Origin of the sequence: Paenibacillus sp. FSL R10-2771 (assembly GCF_038000205.1) — a bacterium.
Lineage (GTDB): Bacteria > Bacillota > Bacilli > Paenibacillales > Paenibacillaceae > Paenibacillus_AQ > Paenibacillus_AQ phytohabitans.
The window spans coordinates 7,258,184-7,276,578 of record NZ_JBBOBM010000001.1; the positions used below are offsets into that span (position 1 = coordinate 7,258,184).

Below are 18,395 nucleotides of genomic sequence, written 5' to 3' on the forward strand. Positions count from 1 at the left end.
ACAAACTTCCCAAAAACAACACTACTGCGAAAACAAACGATTCTGAAGACGAAAATAATCGGTATGCTATAATAAATCTACAATTTATGAGCTCGGCAGTTATGATTACGGAGGTTCCAGCAATGAAATTCAGACGTCCACTCCTCGCATCGCTGAAGCAGCATCCTACTTATATGAAGCTTATTTTTTATTTCGTCAGTGCAAACGTACTGGTGCTGGGTATATCATTTGCGCTGCTCTATTGGCAGTCCTCCAAGACGCTTCTGGAAGAGATCGGCGATCATTCCGAATCCTTGCTGGTAAACAGCGCCCAGAACACCACACGGCTGATGGAATGGGCCCTGGAATTTAGCTTCTCCTCCAGTGATGACAGCGCCCTCAAGGTATATGCCCTTTCAGATCAGTACAGCGATTTTGAGACTTTTGAGGTATGGAGCCGGCTTATGGACATCAAGAACGCCAATCCGTCTATCGATTCGGTATACCTCATTAACGATTACACGAATACAGTTGTTGATTCCAGACTTGGATTGAATGATGCGGAAAATTTCTACGATCAGGATATTATTAAGCGTTTACAGGATCCGGTTACGGCGAACCATAGCGTGCTCATTCCCAGAACCTTGTCCCTGCCTCTTACCGGGAATACGCCCAAAGAGGTGATGACCATCATAAGATTTTACGAAAGAGGCAGTTCTATTTCCGCTTTCGTTATGAATGTAGATACAGATAATCTCATGACCCTGCTTCAGGACAATTCGAATGATGGCGACAGGTCAGTTGCGGTTCTGAATGACCGGGAGGAGACGGTTTTTAGCAGCACTTCTCTGAATCAGGAACAAACTGCGGAGCTCAGAAGCCACGTGATTAAGGGCGAGAGCGGATGGAAGCTCTTTCATCCCCGGGATCAGGGAGAACAGCTAATGGTTTACGCAGGCATCTCCATCAAAGGAATCCAGGATTGGACCTTTATCGAAACAATACCGAAGTCTGTCATTTTGGATAAAATTACGGTTCTTCGCAACACCAGCCTGATCTTGTTCATTGCCCTGTTCGCAGCCTCCTGGACCGTTATCGTGCTGATCTCCAAACGGGTATACTCGCCCATTCAAGAACTGATTACCAGAGTAATGCGGCAGCATCAAGCGGAAAAGCCCGGTCTGGGATACAGCACATATGAACTTGACTACTTATCCAATGTGTTTATAGCCCAGCATAATCAGATTAACGAACTGACCGAGCAATGGCGGCTTAATAAATTTTTAGGCAGAGAGAGGTTTTTACGGGATTTTCTGGGGGAGACTTACCATTCAGCAGAGGAGATAGGTTCTCAATTTCTGGAGTGGGGCATTGACCTGCCGGTAGATCAGCTGTCGGTGGCCATCTTCCGGATTGACCACTTCTCGGAATTCTCGGAGACCTACCCGGAGAAGGACCGGCGTCTGCTCCGGTTCGCAATGTCCAATATTATTCAAGAGTCGCTGCAATCGTCCAAGCACAAGCTGCAAACGGTGGATATGGGTGACGATCACGTGGCCGTTGTCCTATCCGCCCCCTTGTCCGAAGAATATGCGAGGAAGCTGCAAGGCTCCCAACAGTTAATAGAGCAGTATTTGTCAGTTGGAACGACTGTCGCCTGGGGCAGGACGCTGCCCGGCCTGACCGACATGCATGAGATATATATGGAGACGTATGAACTGACGCAGGAACGGTTCAGGTTCGGACACAGATCGCTCATCGTGAAGGAATGGCTACCCGATGCGCCAGGAGAACTGTACCATCTGCCTGCGAACAAAGAGCGGCAGATCGCTCAGGCTCTTCCCAAGGGGAATGCAGATACGGTTCTGGAAGTCATACGCTCAGCCGTAGTCAAGCTGCGGGAAATGCCCTATTTTGAATGTAAAATGTCATTGATTACCCTGTTTATGGATATACGCAGGCTCATGCAGGAGCATTCCGCTCAGCCTCTGCCCAGTTCATGGGGGCTGACTTCTATTGAGAAACAGATTATTCAGCAGGAGACGATGGACAAGGTGGTGCCATGGATGGAAGCCTTGGTCACCAAGACACTCGAAGACATTGTAGCTGCCCGCGGGCTGTCCAAGAATGTGACTCTGATCGAGCAGGCGGACCGGTTCATTGAAGAACAATTAACCGATCCGAACTTGTCCGCAAAAATGCTTGCTGATCATTTGGGGTTATCCGTTAATTATTTCCGCAGTTTATATAAAGCGGAGACAAACCAGTCCATTACGGACAAAATCTCGGAGAAGCGCCTAAGCTTCATCTGTCAGGAGCTCATTGCCTCCGACTCGCCGATTGAGCCCATCGTCCAAAATTTCGGATTTTCGTCGCTCAACACATTTTATTCCAGCTTCAAAAAGGTGTACGCAATGACACCGGCCCAATACCGGAAGAAGTATAGAGGTGGCAATAGCATTGAGAAATAAGAATGCAGCTGCGACAAAAAAGCGATGGGGGTAACAACCCTCATCGCTTTTTTCATATTACTGAAGCAACACGTTACAGCAAATCCCCTGGCACAGAATAAGGGTTATGCAGTCATTCGCCCTTATAAGCCTTATGCAGTTCCGCAAGCTCAAATTTCTTCATCTTAAGAAATGCCTCCGTAACACGCGCAAGCTGCTCCGGTGTCCCCTTCTCCATCATCTCGTCCATCTCAGCCGGAACAATCTGCCAGGACACGCCATACTTATCTTTCAGCCAGCCGCATTGCTCAGCTTCAGGAACCGCAGAAAGCTGCTCCCAATAGGTATCAATCTCCTCCTGCGAGTCGCATTTCACCATGAAGGATATGGCTTCGTTGAAGCTGAATTTATGATCATGTGCACTATCCATTGCGGTGAACCACTGATTCTCCAGCATGAAGTCAGCGAACATAATCGTTCCCTCTTGATCAGGCTCCATTCCTGTCGGGTAACGGGCTATAAGTCCTTGCCGAGAATCTTTGAATATGGACAAATAGAAGGACATCGCCTCTTCTGCCTTGCCGCAGTTATTACCGATGAACATAAATGACGGTATTATAGCAGGCCGCTCTTCACCTTCCGGATTGGTAAGAATCAACTGCCATGAGACGCCATACTTGTCCTGAATCCAGCCATACCGCTCACTGAACGGATATTTATCGAGCGGCATCAAAGCCATGCCGCCATCGGATAATTTGTTCCACACCTCATCTAATTTCTCTGCTGCGTTCTTATCGCGTGAGGGATCAAAATTAACGAAAAAAGACACGGACGGATTCAGCTTAAAATACGGCCCTGCACTGATCGCCATAAACTTCTGCCCCCAAATTTCAAAAGAAACCTGATCGCAGTCGCCTGACGGAGTGTCATGAAGTGTTGTAACACTCGTAACTTTGGAGTCCGGGAACACAGAAGCGTAAAAATGGGCAGCTTCTACCGCCTCCTTGTCATACCATATATGCGGAAAGATTCTCTGATTGATGTTTGCCACAAGTTATTCCTCCCCGGGGACATTCACTTGAAAAGTAACGCCGAACTTGTCCTTCACAATTCCATACAAAGGGCTCCAATCCGTCTTCTGCAGAGGCATGATCACTTGACCGCCGTCTTCCAGTGCAGCAAAAATCTCCCGTGCGTCTGCCTCTTCTGTAGGATGAATGGCAATCTGAACCGTATCCCCGTCCGCCTGATGTGACGTGCCCGGAAAAGTATCGGAGAACATGAGATCTGCATTACCGACCTTCAGATGCGCATGCATCACAAGCGTTTTCATCTCATCGGTCAGCGGATGCTCCGGATCTTCCGGCAGGTCTCCGAACGTCGTGATTGCAACTACGCTGCCATGCAGCGCTTTTTCATAGAAATAAAGCGCTTCTCTTGTGTTTCCGTTAAATACAAAATACGGGTTCAAACGGATTGACATCATTCTTCATCCCCTTTGGAATAAGCTTAACAGTCAGCCTTATTATACACCAAATTTGAAGAAAATATACGGTTTTTGCGAACGTATGGTCTTATTTTTATTTTGCTGTAGGCGACCCAACTTCTGGCCTAATCAGGAGCAGCTTATTACAAATACAATTCCAAAGCCGCCTAGCCCATTATCATCTAAAATCTCAATGCGGACTTCAGGTTCATTCTTTTCTATTCCCGTATTCTAAACATAAATTGTAAAATATATCCAAAACAAGACTTAGCGAAAGAACCATTTATTAAATTTGGCATATACCTATCTTGTGAATAAAATTACAAAAGAACGAAAAGGAGCTACGTTAATGAATCAATATCATAACCACTATCATTTTCACTATCCCTCAAGACCGGATCAGCCTGGAGATTCGCAATACTATTTACCACAAGAAACTTTAACGGAAGAATTTGATCTAGGTAGAGTGGGTCATTTTTATAAATCCGGGACCTCTACGATGGGAGAATTCACATTTCAATTTTTAGGAATTTCGCGTAATGGCATGGTTTCAATGAATATTTTTGATACCACAGCTACCCCGGTGAAATTTTTAGGCTTCAGAAAAATACATCGTTCTGATCTTGTCGGGCTAGAATATATTGGTCCAAACCTGACCTAAACAAAAACAGTCCGAAATAACCCACCTTTAATCCTTCATATAAAAGTCAGTCACAAACCCTGCTCCCTTGAGCGGAAATCAGGCGGCCCAATCTGTAATATTGCGTATTAAGCAGTAATATAATCTGCAACAGTCCTCAAGCCCACCGCCTTCGAAAAGCTGCTATAAACGAGAACAAGGACATGGATGAGCCCTCCAAAGTCCTTGTTTTTTATATGATCGATTGAAAGAATAGGAATGCTAAAAGCACTCCCTATGTCCAAAGCCATACTCCATGGCAATCACACAATCCTAACTGGTTAAATAATGCGTCCGTATACGCTACTTAGGGTCTTCTTCTTCCAGGTATCCTAAATAATCGCTATACAACTCCATCATCCCATCTCCGAACCCCAGATTTTTCATCATCTATGTCTCCATATGAAAGAGTAAAGTCTACTCCACATTCCACTGTAAAAATCATTAGCTCTGCAATTTGCCCTTTATTTGTTGAGACATTACTAAAGTCTTTTATTGCTTGCTTCATAATCTGGTATCGCAGAATCTCTCCCTTGTGGACCAATTCCTTCTCAATAATTTTCTTGTACTTGTCTAAGACTTCCTCACTATCAGGAAATAGTATTGAAAAATAGTGCTCCTGAATGATCGGATATATCTTGGTCATATTCAAGATTTCAGCCTCAAGCTCTTCCCTCGTTAGATTCTTTAAATGCTTTTTAATGGTTCAGTTACTTAGTTTCAGCATTACTATGATCTCCTTAATCCGGTTATAATCCCCAATATTATTACTCAGCAACTTACAAGGTATAATATAAATAAAACGCGAGGACCAATCAATGGACAATATCGAGGACAAATATAATGCAGCTCTGGCTCATATTGAGGAACTTAAGCTGGAAGTCACCCGGTTGAGAGGTCTACTATAAGCTCGCCCTGTATAAAAGTTATTTTCGCGGCAGAGACGATGTTTATCCGATTCGTTGGAGCAATAAACAAGGAAAGTCCGGGTATTCTCCGGCTTGCGCCAATGAATGGACTTCCGTTTGCAAGAAACCTAGAGTGAAATGCTCCGTTTGCAAACACCAGAACTTCATGCCCCTTACAAGCGAAGTGCTGTCAGCCCATTTAGATGCAAGGCAAGACCGGACGATTGGTATCTATCCCATGCTGCAGGACGAGACCTGCTGGTTTTTGGCTATGGATTTTGACAAACACGATTGGAAGCAGGATGTTACTGCCGTGATGGAGCTATGTAAAAGCCTTGAAATCCCCGCACTCTTAGAGCGTTCGCGTTCCGGCAATGGGGCGCATATCTGGATTTTCTTCAGTCGAAATATCGAGGCGGCTACAGCCAGAAGATTTGGAATGACCCTGCTGAGTCTTACCATGAACAACAGATATCAGATCGGCATGGAATCCTATGACCGCCTGTTTCCCAATCAGGATACACTGCCCAAAGGCGGATTCGGCAACCTCATTGCCCTTCCTCTTCAAGGCGGGCCGCGTAAGCAGGGAAACAGTGTTTTTGTTGACGAGCGCTTTGAGCCCTACGCTGATCAATGGGGATATTATCCGAACTTGGCAAGATGGGCGAAGACCAGGTGAAGCAATTTATATACACGCACGGGGAGCGTGGACTTTTTAGCAATGACAGAATTACTACGGGATCAGACCACGACTCAGATGGATTAATCTTATTACAAGGGAATCCGACTCAGATTGAAGAGGTTCTAATGGAATCTTTGCCTGCTGAAATACAGATTTTGCAATCGGATCGCCTTTATATCCTCAAGTCTGGACTTCCCTCAAGTGCAATTCATGCGCTGATCAAATTAGCTTCCTTCTCCAACCCTGATTTTTATAAAGCACAAGCGATGCGGCTCTCCACCTATGGTAAACCCCGGGTCATCTCATGCGCCAAGGATCTGGAGAATTACGTAGTACTGCCAAGGGGATGCTTGCCGGATTTGTTATCTTTTTTCGAGCAAAATCAGGTTAAGGTATCGCTTAAGGATCAACGTTCGTCTGGAACTTCTATCGAGGCAGAGTTCACCGGTACGCTGAGTACTCTTCAGGACACAGCAGCCAGAGCTATTCTAAGCCGGGATATAGGCGTTCTCTCAGCGGCAACCGCATTTGGCAAAACTGTCGTAGCAGCCAGCATTATCGCTTCAAGAAAGACAAATACCCTCATTCTGGTTCACCGACGGGAGCTTATGGAGCAATGGCAGGAACGTTTGCAAACCTTTCTTGAAGTTCCTAAACAAGCAATCGGTACGATTGGCGGCGGTAAAAATAAACGAACCGGCATCATCGACATTGCTGTCATTCAGAGCCTCAACTATAAAGGAAACGTTAAACCCTTCATAAGTGAATACGGCCAGGTGATTGTGGATGAATGTCACCACGTATCAGCCTACAGCTTCGAACAGGTTCTGCGGGAAGTCAAAGCAAAGTATGTATTTGGCTTAACAGCCACCCCTAAACGGCAGGACGGACAGGAAGCCATTGTACGGTTCCAGCTTGGACCTGTGCTATTAAAGGTGGATGCCAAAAGCCTAAGCAGCTCTAGAGGATTTTCATTAAGGGTGGTCCCCCGCTATACTCACTTTCAGATCAAGTCAGGGGAACAGGTTGCCGGAATTCAGGACATCTATCAGCAGCTTGTAGACAATGAGGAGCGTAACACGCTTATTTTTGACGATTTGTTAACCTGCTTAGATGAAGGACGTTCTCCACTGCTTCTGGTTGAACGGACCGCTCATGCTGAATATTTTGCAGAGAGATTACACGCCTTTGCCAAAAACGTAATTGTGCTTAGGGGCGGAAAGGGGAAAAAGCAAAGAGAAGCTCTACGCGCCCAAATTGCTTCTATTCCAGACGATCAGGAGCGTGTAGTCATCGCTACGGGTAAGCTAATCGGTGAAGGCTTCGATGACGCCAGACTGGACACCTTGTTCCTGGTCCATCCCATCTCCTGGACAGGCACCTTACAGCAATATGCTGGCCGCCTGCACCGGAGTCATGCGAATAAAGAAGAAGTGAAAATATATGATTACATCGATCTTCAGGTTCCAATGTTAATGGCGATGTTCAAGAAACGAGTGAAGGGATATCGTAAGATGGGGTACCGGGGGGCGGAGTTGTAGGAAAGTGCTTCAAAATAGAGTGGGCATGCTTAACTAGTTGTTTATATCCCAACAAAGAACGTCAGTTTAAGCTCCTGCCAATAGGAAAATTAATAACCGAATCACAAGACATCTACAAAAGATCAAACGGGAGCATCCGCTCATAGGATGCTCCTGCGTTTTTTCTTTCTCAAAGCATTGATCCCCTGCTCCGTTAACCTAGCAGCCTTCTATTATCAGCATAAAACAATCATTATAAATGAAAAAAGACACCTTAGGGGGTGTCTTTCACTGATACTCCATATGGAGCCGAGGGGAGCCCGCCCCCCTGTCCGAAGATAACGGCACATAAGCTTCTACGAGTGTAGTTACAGTTTTGATGTCACCCGAGTATCGCCCCGTAACCGGCTATACGTTGGGTCAGCCTGATTGTCTTCTTCAGTTCACCCCAGGCGGAGATGAGACAGCGTATCCCACTACTTGTTAGCCCCTATCCCTGTCACATGGGCAATGCAGAGTAGAAGCACGCGCACAGTTTCTTAGGCTGCGAAAGCGTAGTTTGTTTGTTGTTTGCCGTTTAATAGGCTTTAGCGTTGATGAAACTTCTATCACTAAACAGGCAACATATTAAAGCTTGATAGACTTGATTTCATCTTCTCTAAGCCCTGTCGCCTTCGCTACAGCTGCATAATCCATCCCCATTGCCAGCAAGTTGCGAGCCACTTGAAGCTTACCCTCGATAATCCCAGCAGACTTTGCCCCTTCAACCATGGACGCTTCATCATGCAAATACTTCTGTCTAGCCTCATACAATCGTCTAGCATCCGAATCCTGACTCAAATATTGCAAGGTATCCATTGCCTTCTCCAACCCTGGCTCATTCATCTTCAGCACCTCCCATTGTGATGTATCGGCACCTTTCAGAAACAGTAACCAATTGATCAGTCCGCCTTCAGACGGAATACTACGTTCATCCAGCTTCGGCAATTCCAAGAAATGAACCTCGATGTCGTCAATCAAGGATATCCCTGTCCGGTCTTCCCGCAGATGAAATACGTTATGATATTGCTCATTCTTCAAGAACGCATAGTTTAGAATGTTAATCGTTACGCATTTCTTAAGCTCTGGATACTTCTCGACAGCTGCATCTCTATATCAAGCAGTTTACCTTCAGAGGTCTTGGCGTAAACATCAAAGATGGATTGTTTGTCGAGCGGATCGTCTTTATCCGTATAAGGATTCATCAGAATGATCTCCGTCAGCGGCGGCTCGCCCGCTTCTGTGAAAATGCGGTTAAGAAACGCCAGGAGCACATCCTTATTGTTCTCGCTGCCAAATATCCGTTTGAATACAAAATCCACACGCGGGTCTAGCAAATCCATCGGCATCAGCTCCATTCATTATTATTATAGCATTTATCAATGGTTTTGAACCTTTTAAGGAGGTATAAGCCCTTCAGATTAAACTAACTATTATCAGCGTAAAACAATCATTATAACGAAAAAGACACCTTTCCAGGTGTCTTTCAATTTACTCCATATGGAGCCGAGGGGAGTCGAACCCCTGTCCGAAGATAACGGCACATAAGCTTCTACGAGTGTAGTCACAGTTTTGATATCACCCGAGTATCACCCCGTAACCAAACACTCATCTATTAGCGTCTACCTCTAACTTTACCAGATTGGCGTCTTGCATGGACCTTAGGAGGGTTATATTGGCTTATTCTCAATACTTTATCACTTATCATACTACCAGACATCTTCAGAGCGGACTGTAACTCTCCCTGATTGTTAAACCAAATAAATGCAAAACCCCTACTTCGATTACCATTATGCTTATCCCTTGGCACTATTAACCTGTCAACCTTACCACATTGATGAAAATGCTTTTCAAGCTTCTCCTCATCTATATCATCAGGCAAATTTGCAACAAAAATAGCTGTCTCACTTGAAAAAGAATTATCTAATGTAGGAAGCTCAATTTTGAATCTTGGAATTGCTTGCTTCTCTTTATTATTTTGTCTAGCCATTTTACTCGCTTCTAAGTTTGATCTTATCTCTTTTAAAATACCAGTTACTCTTAGGGCTGTTACTTCTCTGTCATAAATATTTCTATCATTAGTATTTAAAGCTTGATAAATATCGCTTGGTGAAATCAATCTATCATTCATGCCTAGAACTACTATTTTTTTCTGCAAGTTAGTAAGATTAAAATTACTAAACAAATTGATCCACTCGTTTTCTCTAAGAGAGTAAACTGACTTATGGTATAAAGTAACGCTAAAATAATTATCAATTGAACTTATATTTGGCTTGGATAATTCGAATTCCTCCATTAACTCAAAAATACGGCGCATTCCTTCTCCAAGTTCTCGCATGATTTTATTTTCTCTAAGTATCTTAGCTATTAATGAATTTCTAGATTCATGAACATTTTTTAGTTCTAACAAATCGTTTAAAGATATAGTCGAAAGTAGTAATCCTGGACTTTTAATTTCCATCCTGTCATCAAAAATGAAAACGTCAATTCCATTTTGAATCACATAGTCTCGATGTGCTATAGCGTTCACAATAGCTTCCCTACATGCTAACTCTGGGTAAATAAATTTCTGTTCAAACTTAGCATCCATTCCAAACTCAGTTTTAAAAGCTAGAAAAGGTCTAAGTGACTCCCAAGATTTCACCAACAACTCAAAAATATTTCCGTAAACTATCTCATCTGAGAGTACATTATACTTTTCTCCTGAAAGAAGTTCTGTTCCATTCACCTTAATTATTCTAACTTGGGAACGTGGGTGCCAACGTTGAATATCCTTTGCAAATAAGAGCAATGCTGCTCTTCTAAGTCTGAGACCACTGCCAGCATACTCCCCTAGTCCTATTTGTTGTATGTATTTTTCAACACTCATTCCTCTCAAGTATGTATCTGCCATTGATTGTACTAAAGTTAAATCCAAATCAGTAGAAAGAGCTCCATCTACAAACTCCCGATCAAATCCTCTTGATTTAACTTCTTGCCTTTCAAATAAAATTCTATTCATCGGAGCTGGCACTGTGCTTTTATCTTGACGGCGAACACATCTTCCATCAGGAAGTTGATAAATTTCACTCGTACCCTTTGAAACAGCGAAGAAAAGAATTGTAAGACCATCAAAATTTAATTGAACATGATTAACCATTGGTAAGAAGCTATTCTCATGTACATGAGTTTTATACGCATTAAGCATTACTTCTATGTCTTCTTCTGAATGAGGAACACCCGTTATCAATCCGTTATCTTCCACTCCAACAAGCAATTCTCCACCATCAGCATTAGCAAAGGATACAAGTGCTTCACCTATATCTTCACATACTTTCTTTACTTGTCTTGGAACCTTCCTGTCTGGTCTACCCTCTAAAGCACTCTTGAATTCACGAAAATGGCTTTCTCCTAATTGAATAGTGTTTTTAACTCTTTCATATAGATTTAATATATCCATGTTTAATATATCCCCCCAACTCCTATTGATATTCCAAAATATTGGTACGAATGCATTTATATTCTCATATCCTGAATTTACTGTCAAAGCATTGTTTAGTCTATATATTTTTCTTTATATTAAGTGCCTTCTTATGTGTTTCTCCCTTAAAAATCCACTTCCCAAATCTGACTTGGAATCAGAACAAGAACGAGAGATTCCCGTCATTCAGTGTCTTTCCCTCGTTTGATGATTTTATTCAATACTGCGAAGATACCTTTCAGTTCATTGAGGATTGATTAAAGCTTGGAGGATGATCACCGTACAAACTCCAGAAGAAATTGAGCTACTTCCCTTGCTCGGGTCGGAGCCAGAACTATTGTAACTGACTTTGGAACAAGATGAACTCACCAGACCCGACCCTACAGCGGGAATTCAAGTCACACTCCAAGTTGAATTTCAAGGAACACTTAAAGCACTAAATGACTGCATCCATAATCTTTTAAGTGGTGGTATCCATTTAAAGAGCGACTAAAAAACTTCTTACACTCGCCATATGCTACCAAAAACCCAGTCATATCAAGGTTTCCGCAACCTCTATGAATAGAGAACAAAACAAAAAGACACCCCTAAAGGTGTCTTACACTGATACTCCATATGGAGCCGAGGGGAGTCGAACCCCTGTCCGAAGATAACGGCACATAAGCTTCTACGAGTGTAGTTACAGTTTTGATGTCACCCGAGTATCGCCCCGTAACCGGCTATACGTTGGGTCAGCCTGATTGTCTTCTTCAGCTCACCGCAGGCGGAGATGAGACAGCGTATCCCACTACTTGTTAGCCCCTATCCCTGTCACATGGGCGATGCAGGGTAGAAGCACGCGCACAGTTTCTTAGGCTGCGAAAGCGTAGTTGTTTTGTTGTTTGCCGTTTAATAGGCTTTAGCGTTGATGAAGCGGACGCGTCCCCACTACTCGCTACTCATGCTCGAACTATCCCCGTCGAATCCAAGAACGGCCCCTCATTAGAAAGGGCGCTTCGGATTAACGGATCAATGATAAGCATAAATGCTGATCCGGTTCACAGCTATCTTGATCAAGATGGCTGTTCAGAAGCAATAAGTTTACTTACACAGTATAGCACATTTATCAACACTTTAACACGTAGGTTAAAGGAATTGAAGGTCGAATCTGGAACAATTGGGCGCCAGGTGGTTACCAGTCTAGCGGGCGATCTTCTGCTTGTCGCGCAGCACACGCTGGATATCACGCTGAGCATCACGCTTCGCGGCGGAATCGCGCTTGTCGTATTCCTTCTTACCTTTACCAAGACCGATCAGCAGCTTGGCATAGCCATTGCGCACATAAATCTTCAGCGGCACAATCGTGAAGCCATCCCGCTTCGAGGAACCAAGCAGCTTGTGAATCTGTTCCTTATGCATGAGCAGCTTACGTGTACGCGTCGGATCGGTAGGATTGGCACGGTTCCCTTGTTCAAAAGGGCTAATATGCATATTGTGAATATGAATCTCACCATTACGGATGGTAGCAAAAGCGTCCCCGATGTTAGCACGGCCGTTACGCAGCGATTTGATCTCTGTACCCGTCAGAACCAAACCCGCTTCATACGTATCCTCAATAAAATAATCATGGGAAGCTTTTTTGTTCTGGGCAAGCACTTTCCCGTCTGCTTTTTTACCCATGAAAGTCACTCCTTGAATCGAATTCCCGGCATCTTATGAACGGACACCAGGTCTATATTGTATCAAAAGCCAAGCAGGCTGCGCAAGGAAGGATCACCCTGTCCCGCAGCAATCATTTTGACATACGGGTGTCAGGAAGTGCTACGTTTCAGTTGAATAGAAGCACTTATATTCTAAAAAAGCACTGTCCCCCTAAAGGAACAGTGCCCTCTATTAATTCAGCCTAGGCCTGAGGTTTCTTCTTCCGCTTTCTGCGGCCGCCGCCTTCCGGATTGCCGCTCTTGTCGCCAGCGCCTGCCGGTGCCGGATTGGTGGTCTCCACGTTGCCTGGAGTCACAGAAGTGCCGATGAAGACGCCGCCTTTCTTCTTCTTGCGGCGGCTCTTGCCCTCCGGCGCCGCGCCTTCGCTTCCGAAGCCGCTGCCGAGGTCTTCGCGGCTGCGGAACCGTGTGCTCGCGTCCACGCCGCGCAGCTCACCGCCCGCCTGCTCGGCTCCGCCCCCGCTTGGCGCGCCGTAGCCGCCCTTGCCGGAGCCGAAGCCGAAGGCAATGCCGCGTCCCCCGGCACTGCCTCCGCCGTCTCCGCCGCGGCCTCTGCCGCGCTCACGCTCGCGCGGAGCACCCGAACCGCCGGCTTCGCCCCGGCGGTCCGCCTTCGCAGCGCCGCCCGCTGCGGAGGCGGCGGCAAGTGCACGCCGCGCTGCCGCTTCCGGCCCGCGGCCGCGCTTACGGCCGCCTGCTGCGCCGCCGTCTTCAGCCGGCGCTACGCCTGCGCGCGGCTCTTCACCAGCGCCAGCCTCAGCGGCGCCGCCCTTAACTGCCCCGCCAAAGACACCGGCGCCAGCGCTGCCGCTCTTGCCTTTACCTTTGGCGCCGAATCCAGCCGCACCGCCGTTCTTGCCCTTCCCAGCGCCGCCTTTACCCGCACCGACAGCCGCGCTGCCTGGTTTGCCTTTACGGCCCTTGCCCGCACCACCGCCGGCCTTACCTGCGAACGGCTTGCTGGCGCCGCCGACACCAGGGCGCCCGCCCTTGCCGCCGCGTCCGCCGTAGTTCCGGTGGTCGCCAGCCGCGCGTGGCTTCATATCAACCAGTTCGAAGTCGATCGTATGATCGTCCATGTTGACCTTGGCCACACGGATCTTCACCTCGTCACCGATGCGGAACACTTTGGAGGTACGCTCACCGATAAGGGCCATGTGCGCTTCATCGAAGTGGTAATAATCATCGCTCAGCGCGCTGAGGCGGATCAGACCTTCTACGGTGTTATCCAGCTCGATGAACATTCCGAAGCTGGTCACGCTGCTGATCATTGCATCGAATTCTTCGCCTACCTTATCCTGCATGAACTCCGCTTTCTTCAGCTGCTCAGTGTCACGTTCAGCCTCTACCGCTACACGCTCGCGTTCGGAGGATTGCTGGGCGATATCCGGCATCCGCGATGCCAGATACTCATGACGTTTCTCAGTCAGAGCTCCGCCATTCTCAAGCACCTCACGCATGACGCGGTGAATGACAAGGTCGGGATAACGGCGGATCGGTGAGGTGAAGTGGGAATAGAATTCTGCCGCCAGTCCGAAGTGGCCTGTACTCTCGGCATCATATTTCGCCTGCTTCATGGAGCGCAGCATCATCGTGCTGATCACCGTCTGCTCTTTGGTGCCTTGAATCTGCTCCAGCAGATCCTGCAGCGCACGCGGATGGACGGAATTGCCGCGACCCTTGACGTGGTAGCCGAAGTTAGCGGCGAAGGCCATGAAATTCTGCAGCTTCTCCGGGTCCGGATCTTCATGAATCCGGTACAGGAATGGCACCTTCAGCCAGTGGAAGTGCTCCGCTACAGTCTCATTAGCCGCGAGCATGAATTCCTCAATAATCTGCTCCGCCACGGAGCGCTCACGCTTCACAATATCGATAGCCTTACCTGCTTCATCCACGATGATTTTGCTTTCTTCAAAGTCGAAGTCAACAGCTCCGCGACGCATCCGGGCATCGCGCAGCTTCATCGCAATTTCCTTCATCAGGCGGAAATCACCGATCAGCGGAGCGTAGCGCTCCAGCAGCTCAGGATCTTCATCTTCAACAATTTTGCGTACATCGGAGTATGTCATTCTCTCCTTGGTACGGATCACACTCGTGAACACATCATGCTTCACAACCTTCATGTGCTCATCGAATTCCATTTCACAGGACATCGTCAGCCGGTCTACCTGCGGGTTCAAGCTGCAGATCCCGTTCGACAGCCGGTGCGGCAGCATGGGAATGACCCGGTCAACCAGATACACGCTGCAGCCGCGGTCATAAGCTTCTTTATCCAGCTCGGAGCCTTCGCGCACATAATAACCTACATCGGCGATATGAACGCCCAGCTTATAATGCCCGTTCTCCAGACGTTCAACGTTCACCGCATCATCCAGGTCCTTGGCATCCGCGCCGTCAATGGTCACAATGTTCAGTCCGCGCAGATCGCGGCGGCCCTGCTGGATAATCTCCTCGTCGGTAATGGAATCCGGTGCCTGCTCCGCTTCCGTCATCACCTCAGCCGGGAAAGCCTCCGGCAGCTGATGCTTGCGGATAACCGACAGAATATCCACGCCCGGATCATCCTTATGACCGAGGATCTCGATAATTTCACCTTCAGCCGCAGCACGGCCTTCCGGATAGTTCACAATGCGGACAACGACCTTTTCCCCGTCAACCGCTCCCTTGAAGGACTGCTTCGGAATGAAGATATCCCGGTTAATCCGCTTATCATCAGGCAGCACGAAGCCATACGTCTCCAGGCTCTGGAATACGCCAACCGTCTGCGACACGCCTCTGATCAGAATCCGCTCGACTTCGCCTTCCATACGCCCGCCGGACGGGCTTTTCGAGGTAATCCGTATCAATACGATATCACCGTTCATGGCGCCCTTCAGATCATTGGCATGGATGTACACATCCGGATGATCACGGTCATCGGGTATCAGAAAAGCAAAACCCTTCGCATGGGCCTGCAGCCGTCCGCGCAGCAAATCCATCCGTTCCGGCACGCCATAACGGCTATTCCGGGTAAGAATAATCCGGCCGTCCTTCTCCAGCTCAATCAGCAGGCTCTCAAAGGCTTTGAACGCCTCGCTGTCCTCTATTGCGAAATGGCTCACCAGTTCTTCATAAGTCAGCGGTTTATAAGCGGTCTCCCGCATGAAATCAAGTAGAATTTCTTGTGTTATCATCTTCGTCACCTCGGCCCTCCGCAGCATTCACATGCCGCTGGCATATATGTATGTCTTGTCCTATCTCACATCTAATAAATCCAAGTAAAATTTACCTTTATATACTTCATACCCTAGTATACACGAAATCAATCCCGGGCATCCCTGTTATGATGTGCAAACACTCAAATCTGCATACAAAAAAGCCCCCGCCTATTCCATTCAGAACAGAGCGAAGGCTTACTGTAGGCAAACTAATCAATAACAATGGCCACAACGATTGACATGATGAAGAATCCTGCAGCCAATCCAACTGTTACACGCTGCAACACAAGCTCCATACCGCGTGCTTTTGTTTTACCGAAGAGATGCTCAGCACCGCCGGAGATGGCACCGGAAAGACCCGCGCTTTTCCCTTTTTGCAGAAGAACGACCGCAATCAGACCTACGGCAAAAATCAGAAGCACCACTTTCAAAAAGATATCCATTCACTTCCACCTCCTACGTCCAAGCATCACTATCTATGCTAAATTGGAATTTCCGTTTCATAAACAGCATTCTTATTTTATCATAGCCATAGATTGAATACAACCTTACAAACCGCATTCTATCAATATGCTACTATTAATGTTCTCAGGTTTGTTTTCTATAGGAGACAAGAACGAGCAGCAACAGACCAGAGATTAATAATATAGGCACAGAGAAGAAGGCATACCCGATCCCCTCCCAGCCTCCAATTACAGTGAAACTTAGAACCAGCAATATCATACTGCCCAGTAAACCAGTGATCCCCGGATAAAAAACAGCTCTGCTCCGCATGCGCCCGGTCCGCGACAGCACCCAGCTGAGAATGATTAGAAATATCCCCACACCTATACCCGCAACAATAGCGTTCATGCCCACTCTCCTTCCAGTTATCTACAATTATAGAATAACCCACTAGAAGCATCCGAGGCAACCTCGCTGATCGCATTGCACTTTCGGATCTAGAATCCAAAAAAAAGACCTGCCGAAGTTCGGCAGGCCCTTTAAATATAGGGTCAAAAGAAATTATCTTTTGAGGTTGTAGAAGGATTTCAGGCCGTTGTATTGAGCCAATTCGCCCAGTTCATCTTCGATGCGAAGCAACTGGTTGTATTTAGCAACGCGGTCTGTACGGGAAGGAGCACCCGTTTTGATCTGGCCAGCGTTAGTCGCAACAGCGATGTCTGCGATTGTGCTGTCTTCGGATTCACCGGAACGGTGGGAGATAACTGCTGTGTAACCAGCACGTTTAGCCATTTCGATAGCATCGAAAGTTTCTGTCAGTGTACCAATCTGGTTAACCTTAACCAGGATGGAGTTACCGATACCTTTTTCAATACCTGTAGCAAGGCGCTCAGTGTTAGTAACGAACAAGTCGTCACCAACCAATTGGACTTTATCGCCCAATTTTTCAGTAAGCAATTTCCAGCCATCCCAGTCGTCTTCGGACATACCGTCTTCGATGGTGATGATAGGATACTTCTCAACCCATGAAGCAAGAAGGTCAACATACTCAGCGGAAGTGTAAGATTTACCTTCGCCTGCAAGTGTGTATTTACCGTCTTTGTAGAACTCAGTGGAAGCAACGTCCATACCGAGGAATACGTCAACGCCTGGTTTGTAACCGGCTTTTTCGATCGCTTCAATGATGGTAGTGATTGCTTCTTCATTCGAACCAAGGTTCGGAGCGAAACCGCCTTCGTCACCTACAGCTGTGTTCAGGCCTTTGGATTGCAGTACGGATTTCAGGTTGTGGAAGATTTCTGCACCTGTACGAAGAGCTTCTTTGAAGCTTGTAGCGCCTACAGGAAGAACCATGAACTCTTGAACGTCGATGTTGTTATCGGCATGCTCACCACCGTTGATGATGTTCATCATTGGTACTGGAAGAGTTTTAGCGTTGAATCCTCCCAGGTATACGTACAAAGGAATATCCAGAGCTGCTGCAGCTGCACGAGCTACGGCCATGGATACTGCCAGGATTGCGTTAGCGCCCAGCTTGCCTTTGTTAGGAGTTCCGTCCAAAGTGATCATCAATTTGTCGATGCCCACTTGGTCAAGAGCGTCCATACCGATTACTTCTGGAGCGATAATTTCATTTACGTTCTCAACAGCTTTCAGAACGCCTTTGCCCATGTAACGGGATTTGTCGCCGTCACGAAGCTCTACAGCTTCATGAGCACCAGTGGAAGCGCCGGAAGGAACGATAGCGCGGCCTTTAGCACCGGATTCAAGATAAACGTCAACCTCTACTGTCGGGTTACCGCGGGAGTCAAGGACTTCGCGAGCATACACATCAGAAATAATAGTCATGTA

Annotated in this window: 13 protein-coding genes, 2 other RNA genes and 1 pseudogene; 4 read left to right on the plus strand and 12 right to left on the minus strand. The window is 46.8% G+C overall.

All coding sequences use genetic code 11. The features are described 5' to 3' along the window. The first annotated feature begins 122 nt into the window (after positions 1–122). Positions 123–2,450 (plus strand): helix-turn-helix transcriptional regulator, encoded by a 2,328-nt coding sequence (locus NSU14_RS31335; protein ID WP_340948430.1) that lies wholly within the window; start codon positions 123–125, stop codon positions 2,448–2,450. A gap of 112 nt (positions 2,451–2,562) precedes the next feature. Here NSU14_RS31335 and NSU14_RS31340 read toward each other — a convergent pair whose 3' ends face one another. Both NSU14_RS31340 and NSU14_RS31345 read right to left on the minus strand, forming a co-directional pair. Next, a complete protein-coding gene (locus NSU14_RS31340) occupies positions 2,563–3,480 on the minus strand; it encodes a VOC family protein (RefSeq protein ID WP_340948431.1) in 918 nt (305 codons plus the stop codon). A gap of 3 nt (positions 3,481–3,483) precedes the next feature. Then, the gene (locus NSU14_RS31345) at positions 3,484–3,912 is read right to left on the minus strand and encodes a VOC family protein (protein WP_340949025.1); all 429 of its coding nucleotides are present in this window, start codon (positions 3,910–3,912) and stop codon (positions 3,484–3,486) included. Positions 3,913–4,264: 352 nt separating this feature from the next. Between NSU14_RS31345 and NSU14_RS31350 the strand changes: the two genes are divergently transcribed. Next, entirely contained in the window at positions 4,265–4,576 is a 312-nt protein-coding gene (locus NSU14_RS31350) for a hypothetical protein (RefSeq protein WP_042132795.1), read from the plus strand. A gap of 361 nt (positions 4,577–4,937) precedes the next feature. Here NSU14_RS31350 and NSU14_RS31355 read toward each other — a convergent pair whose 3' ends face one another. Continuing rightward, complete coding sequence (locus tag NSU14_RS31355; RefSeq protein ID WP_340948432.1) at positions 4,938–5,240, minus strand: hypothetical protein; 303 nt, start codon at positions 5,238–5,240, stop codon at positions 4,938–4,940. A gap of 311 nt (positions 5,241–5,551) precedes the next feature. Between NSU14_RS31355 and NSU14_RS31360 the strand changes: the two genes are divergently transcribed. Then, complete coding sequence (locus tag NSU14_RS31360) at positions 5,552–6,181, plus strand: TOTE conflict system archaeo-eukaryotic primase domain-containing protein (protein WP_445670103.1); 630 nt, start codon at positions 5,552–5,554, stop codon at positions 6,179–6,181. Next, complete coding sequence (locus tag NSU14_RS31365) at positions 6,163–7,725, plus strand: DEAD/DEAH box helicase (RefSeq protein WP_076243425.1); 1,563 nt, start codon at positions 6,163–6,165, stop codon at positions 7,723–7,725. The genes NSU14_RS31360 and NSU14_RS31365 overlap by 19 nt, the downstream gene beginning before the upstream one ends. Positions 7,726–8,005: 280 nt before the next feature. On the opposite strand, the gene ssrA (NSU14_RS36095) is transcribed toward NSU14_RS31365, so the two are convergent. The 9 genes and pseudogenes from ssrA (NSU14_RS36095) to eno form a co-directional block, all read right to left on the minus strand. Then, positions 8,006–8,391, minus strand: a transfer-messenger RNA (tmRNA) gene (gene ssrA, locus NSU14_RS36095). Positions 8,392–8,400: 9 nt separating this feature from the next. After that, positions 8,401–9,101, minus strand: a pseudogene (locus NSU14_RS31370) (Rpn family recombination-promoting nuclease/putative transposase); the annotation flags it as partial. Between the two features lie 257 nt (positions 9,102–9,358). After that, entirely contained in the window at positions 9,359–11,182 is a 1,824-nt protein-coding gene (locus tag NSU14_RS31375) for an ATP-binding protein (protein ID WP_340948436.1), read from the minus strand. A 634-nt stretch (positions 11,183–11,816) separates the two neighbouring features. Further along, positions 11,817–12,181, minus strand: a transfer-messenger RNA (tmRNA) gene (gene ssrA / locus NSU14_RS31380). Between the two features lie 201 nt (positions 12,182–12,382). Further along, the gene (gene smpB, locus NSU14_RS31385) at positions 12,383–12,862 is read right to left on the minus strand and encodes an SsrA-binding protein SmpB (RefSeq protein WP_039296783.1); all 480 of its coding nucleotides are present in this window, start codon (positions 12,860–12,862) and stop codon (positions 12,383–12,385) included. 223 nt (positions 12,863–13,085) lie between these two features. After that, positions 13,086–16,076 (minus strand): ribonuclease R, encoded by a 2,991-nt coding sequence (gene rnr / locus NSU14_RS31390; protein WP_076243565.1) that lies wholly within the window; start codon positions 16,074–16,076, stop codon positions 13,086–13,088. A 233-nt stretch (positions 16,077–16,309) separates the two neighbouring features. After that, positions 16,310–16,543, minus strand: coding sequence for a preprotein translocase subunit SecG (gene secG / locus NSU14_RS31395; protein WP_042132758.1), 234 nt, complete (start codon positions 16,541–16,543; stop codon positions 16,310–16,312). 145 nt (positions 16,544–16,688) lie between these two features. Beyond that, the gene (locus tag NSU14_RS31400; protein ID WP_039302437.1) at positions 16,689–16,952 is read right to left on the minus strand and encodes a YesK family protein; all 264 of its coding nucleotides are present in this window, start codon (positions 16,950–16,952) and stop codon (positions 16,689–16,691) included. A 153-nt stretch (positions 16,953–17,105) separates the two neighbouring features. After that, a complete protein-coding gene (gene eno / locus NSU14_RS31405; protein WP_039302434.1) occupies positions 17,106–18,392 on the minus strand; it encodes a phosphopyruvate hydratase in 1,287 nt (428 codons plus the stop codon). Positions 18,393–18,395: the final 3 nt, after the last annotated feature.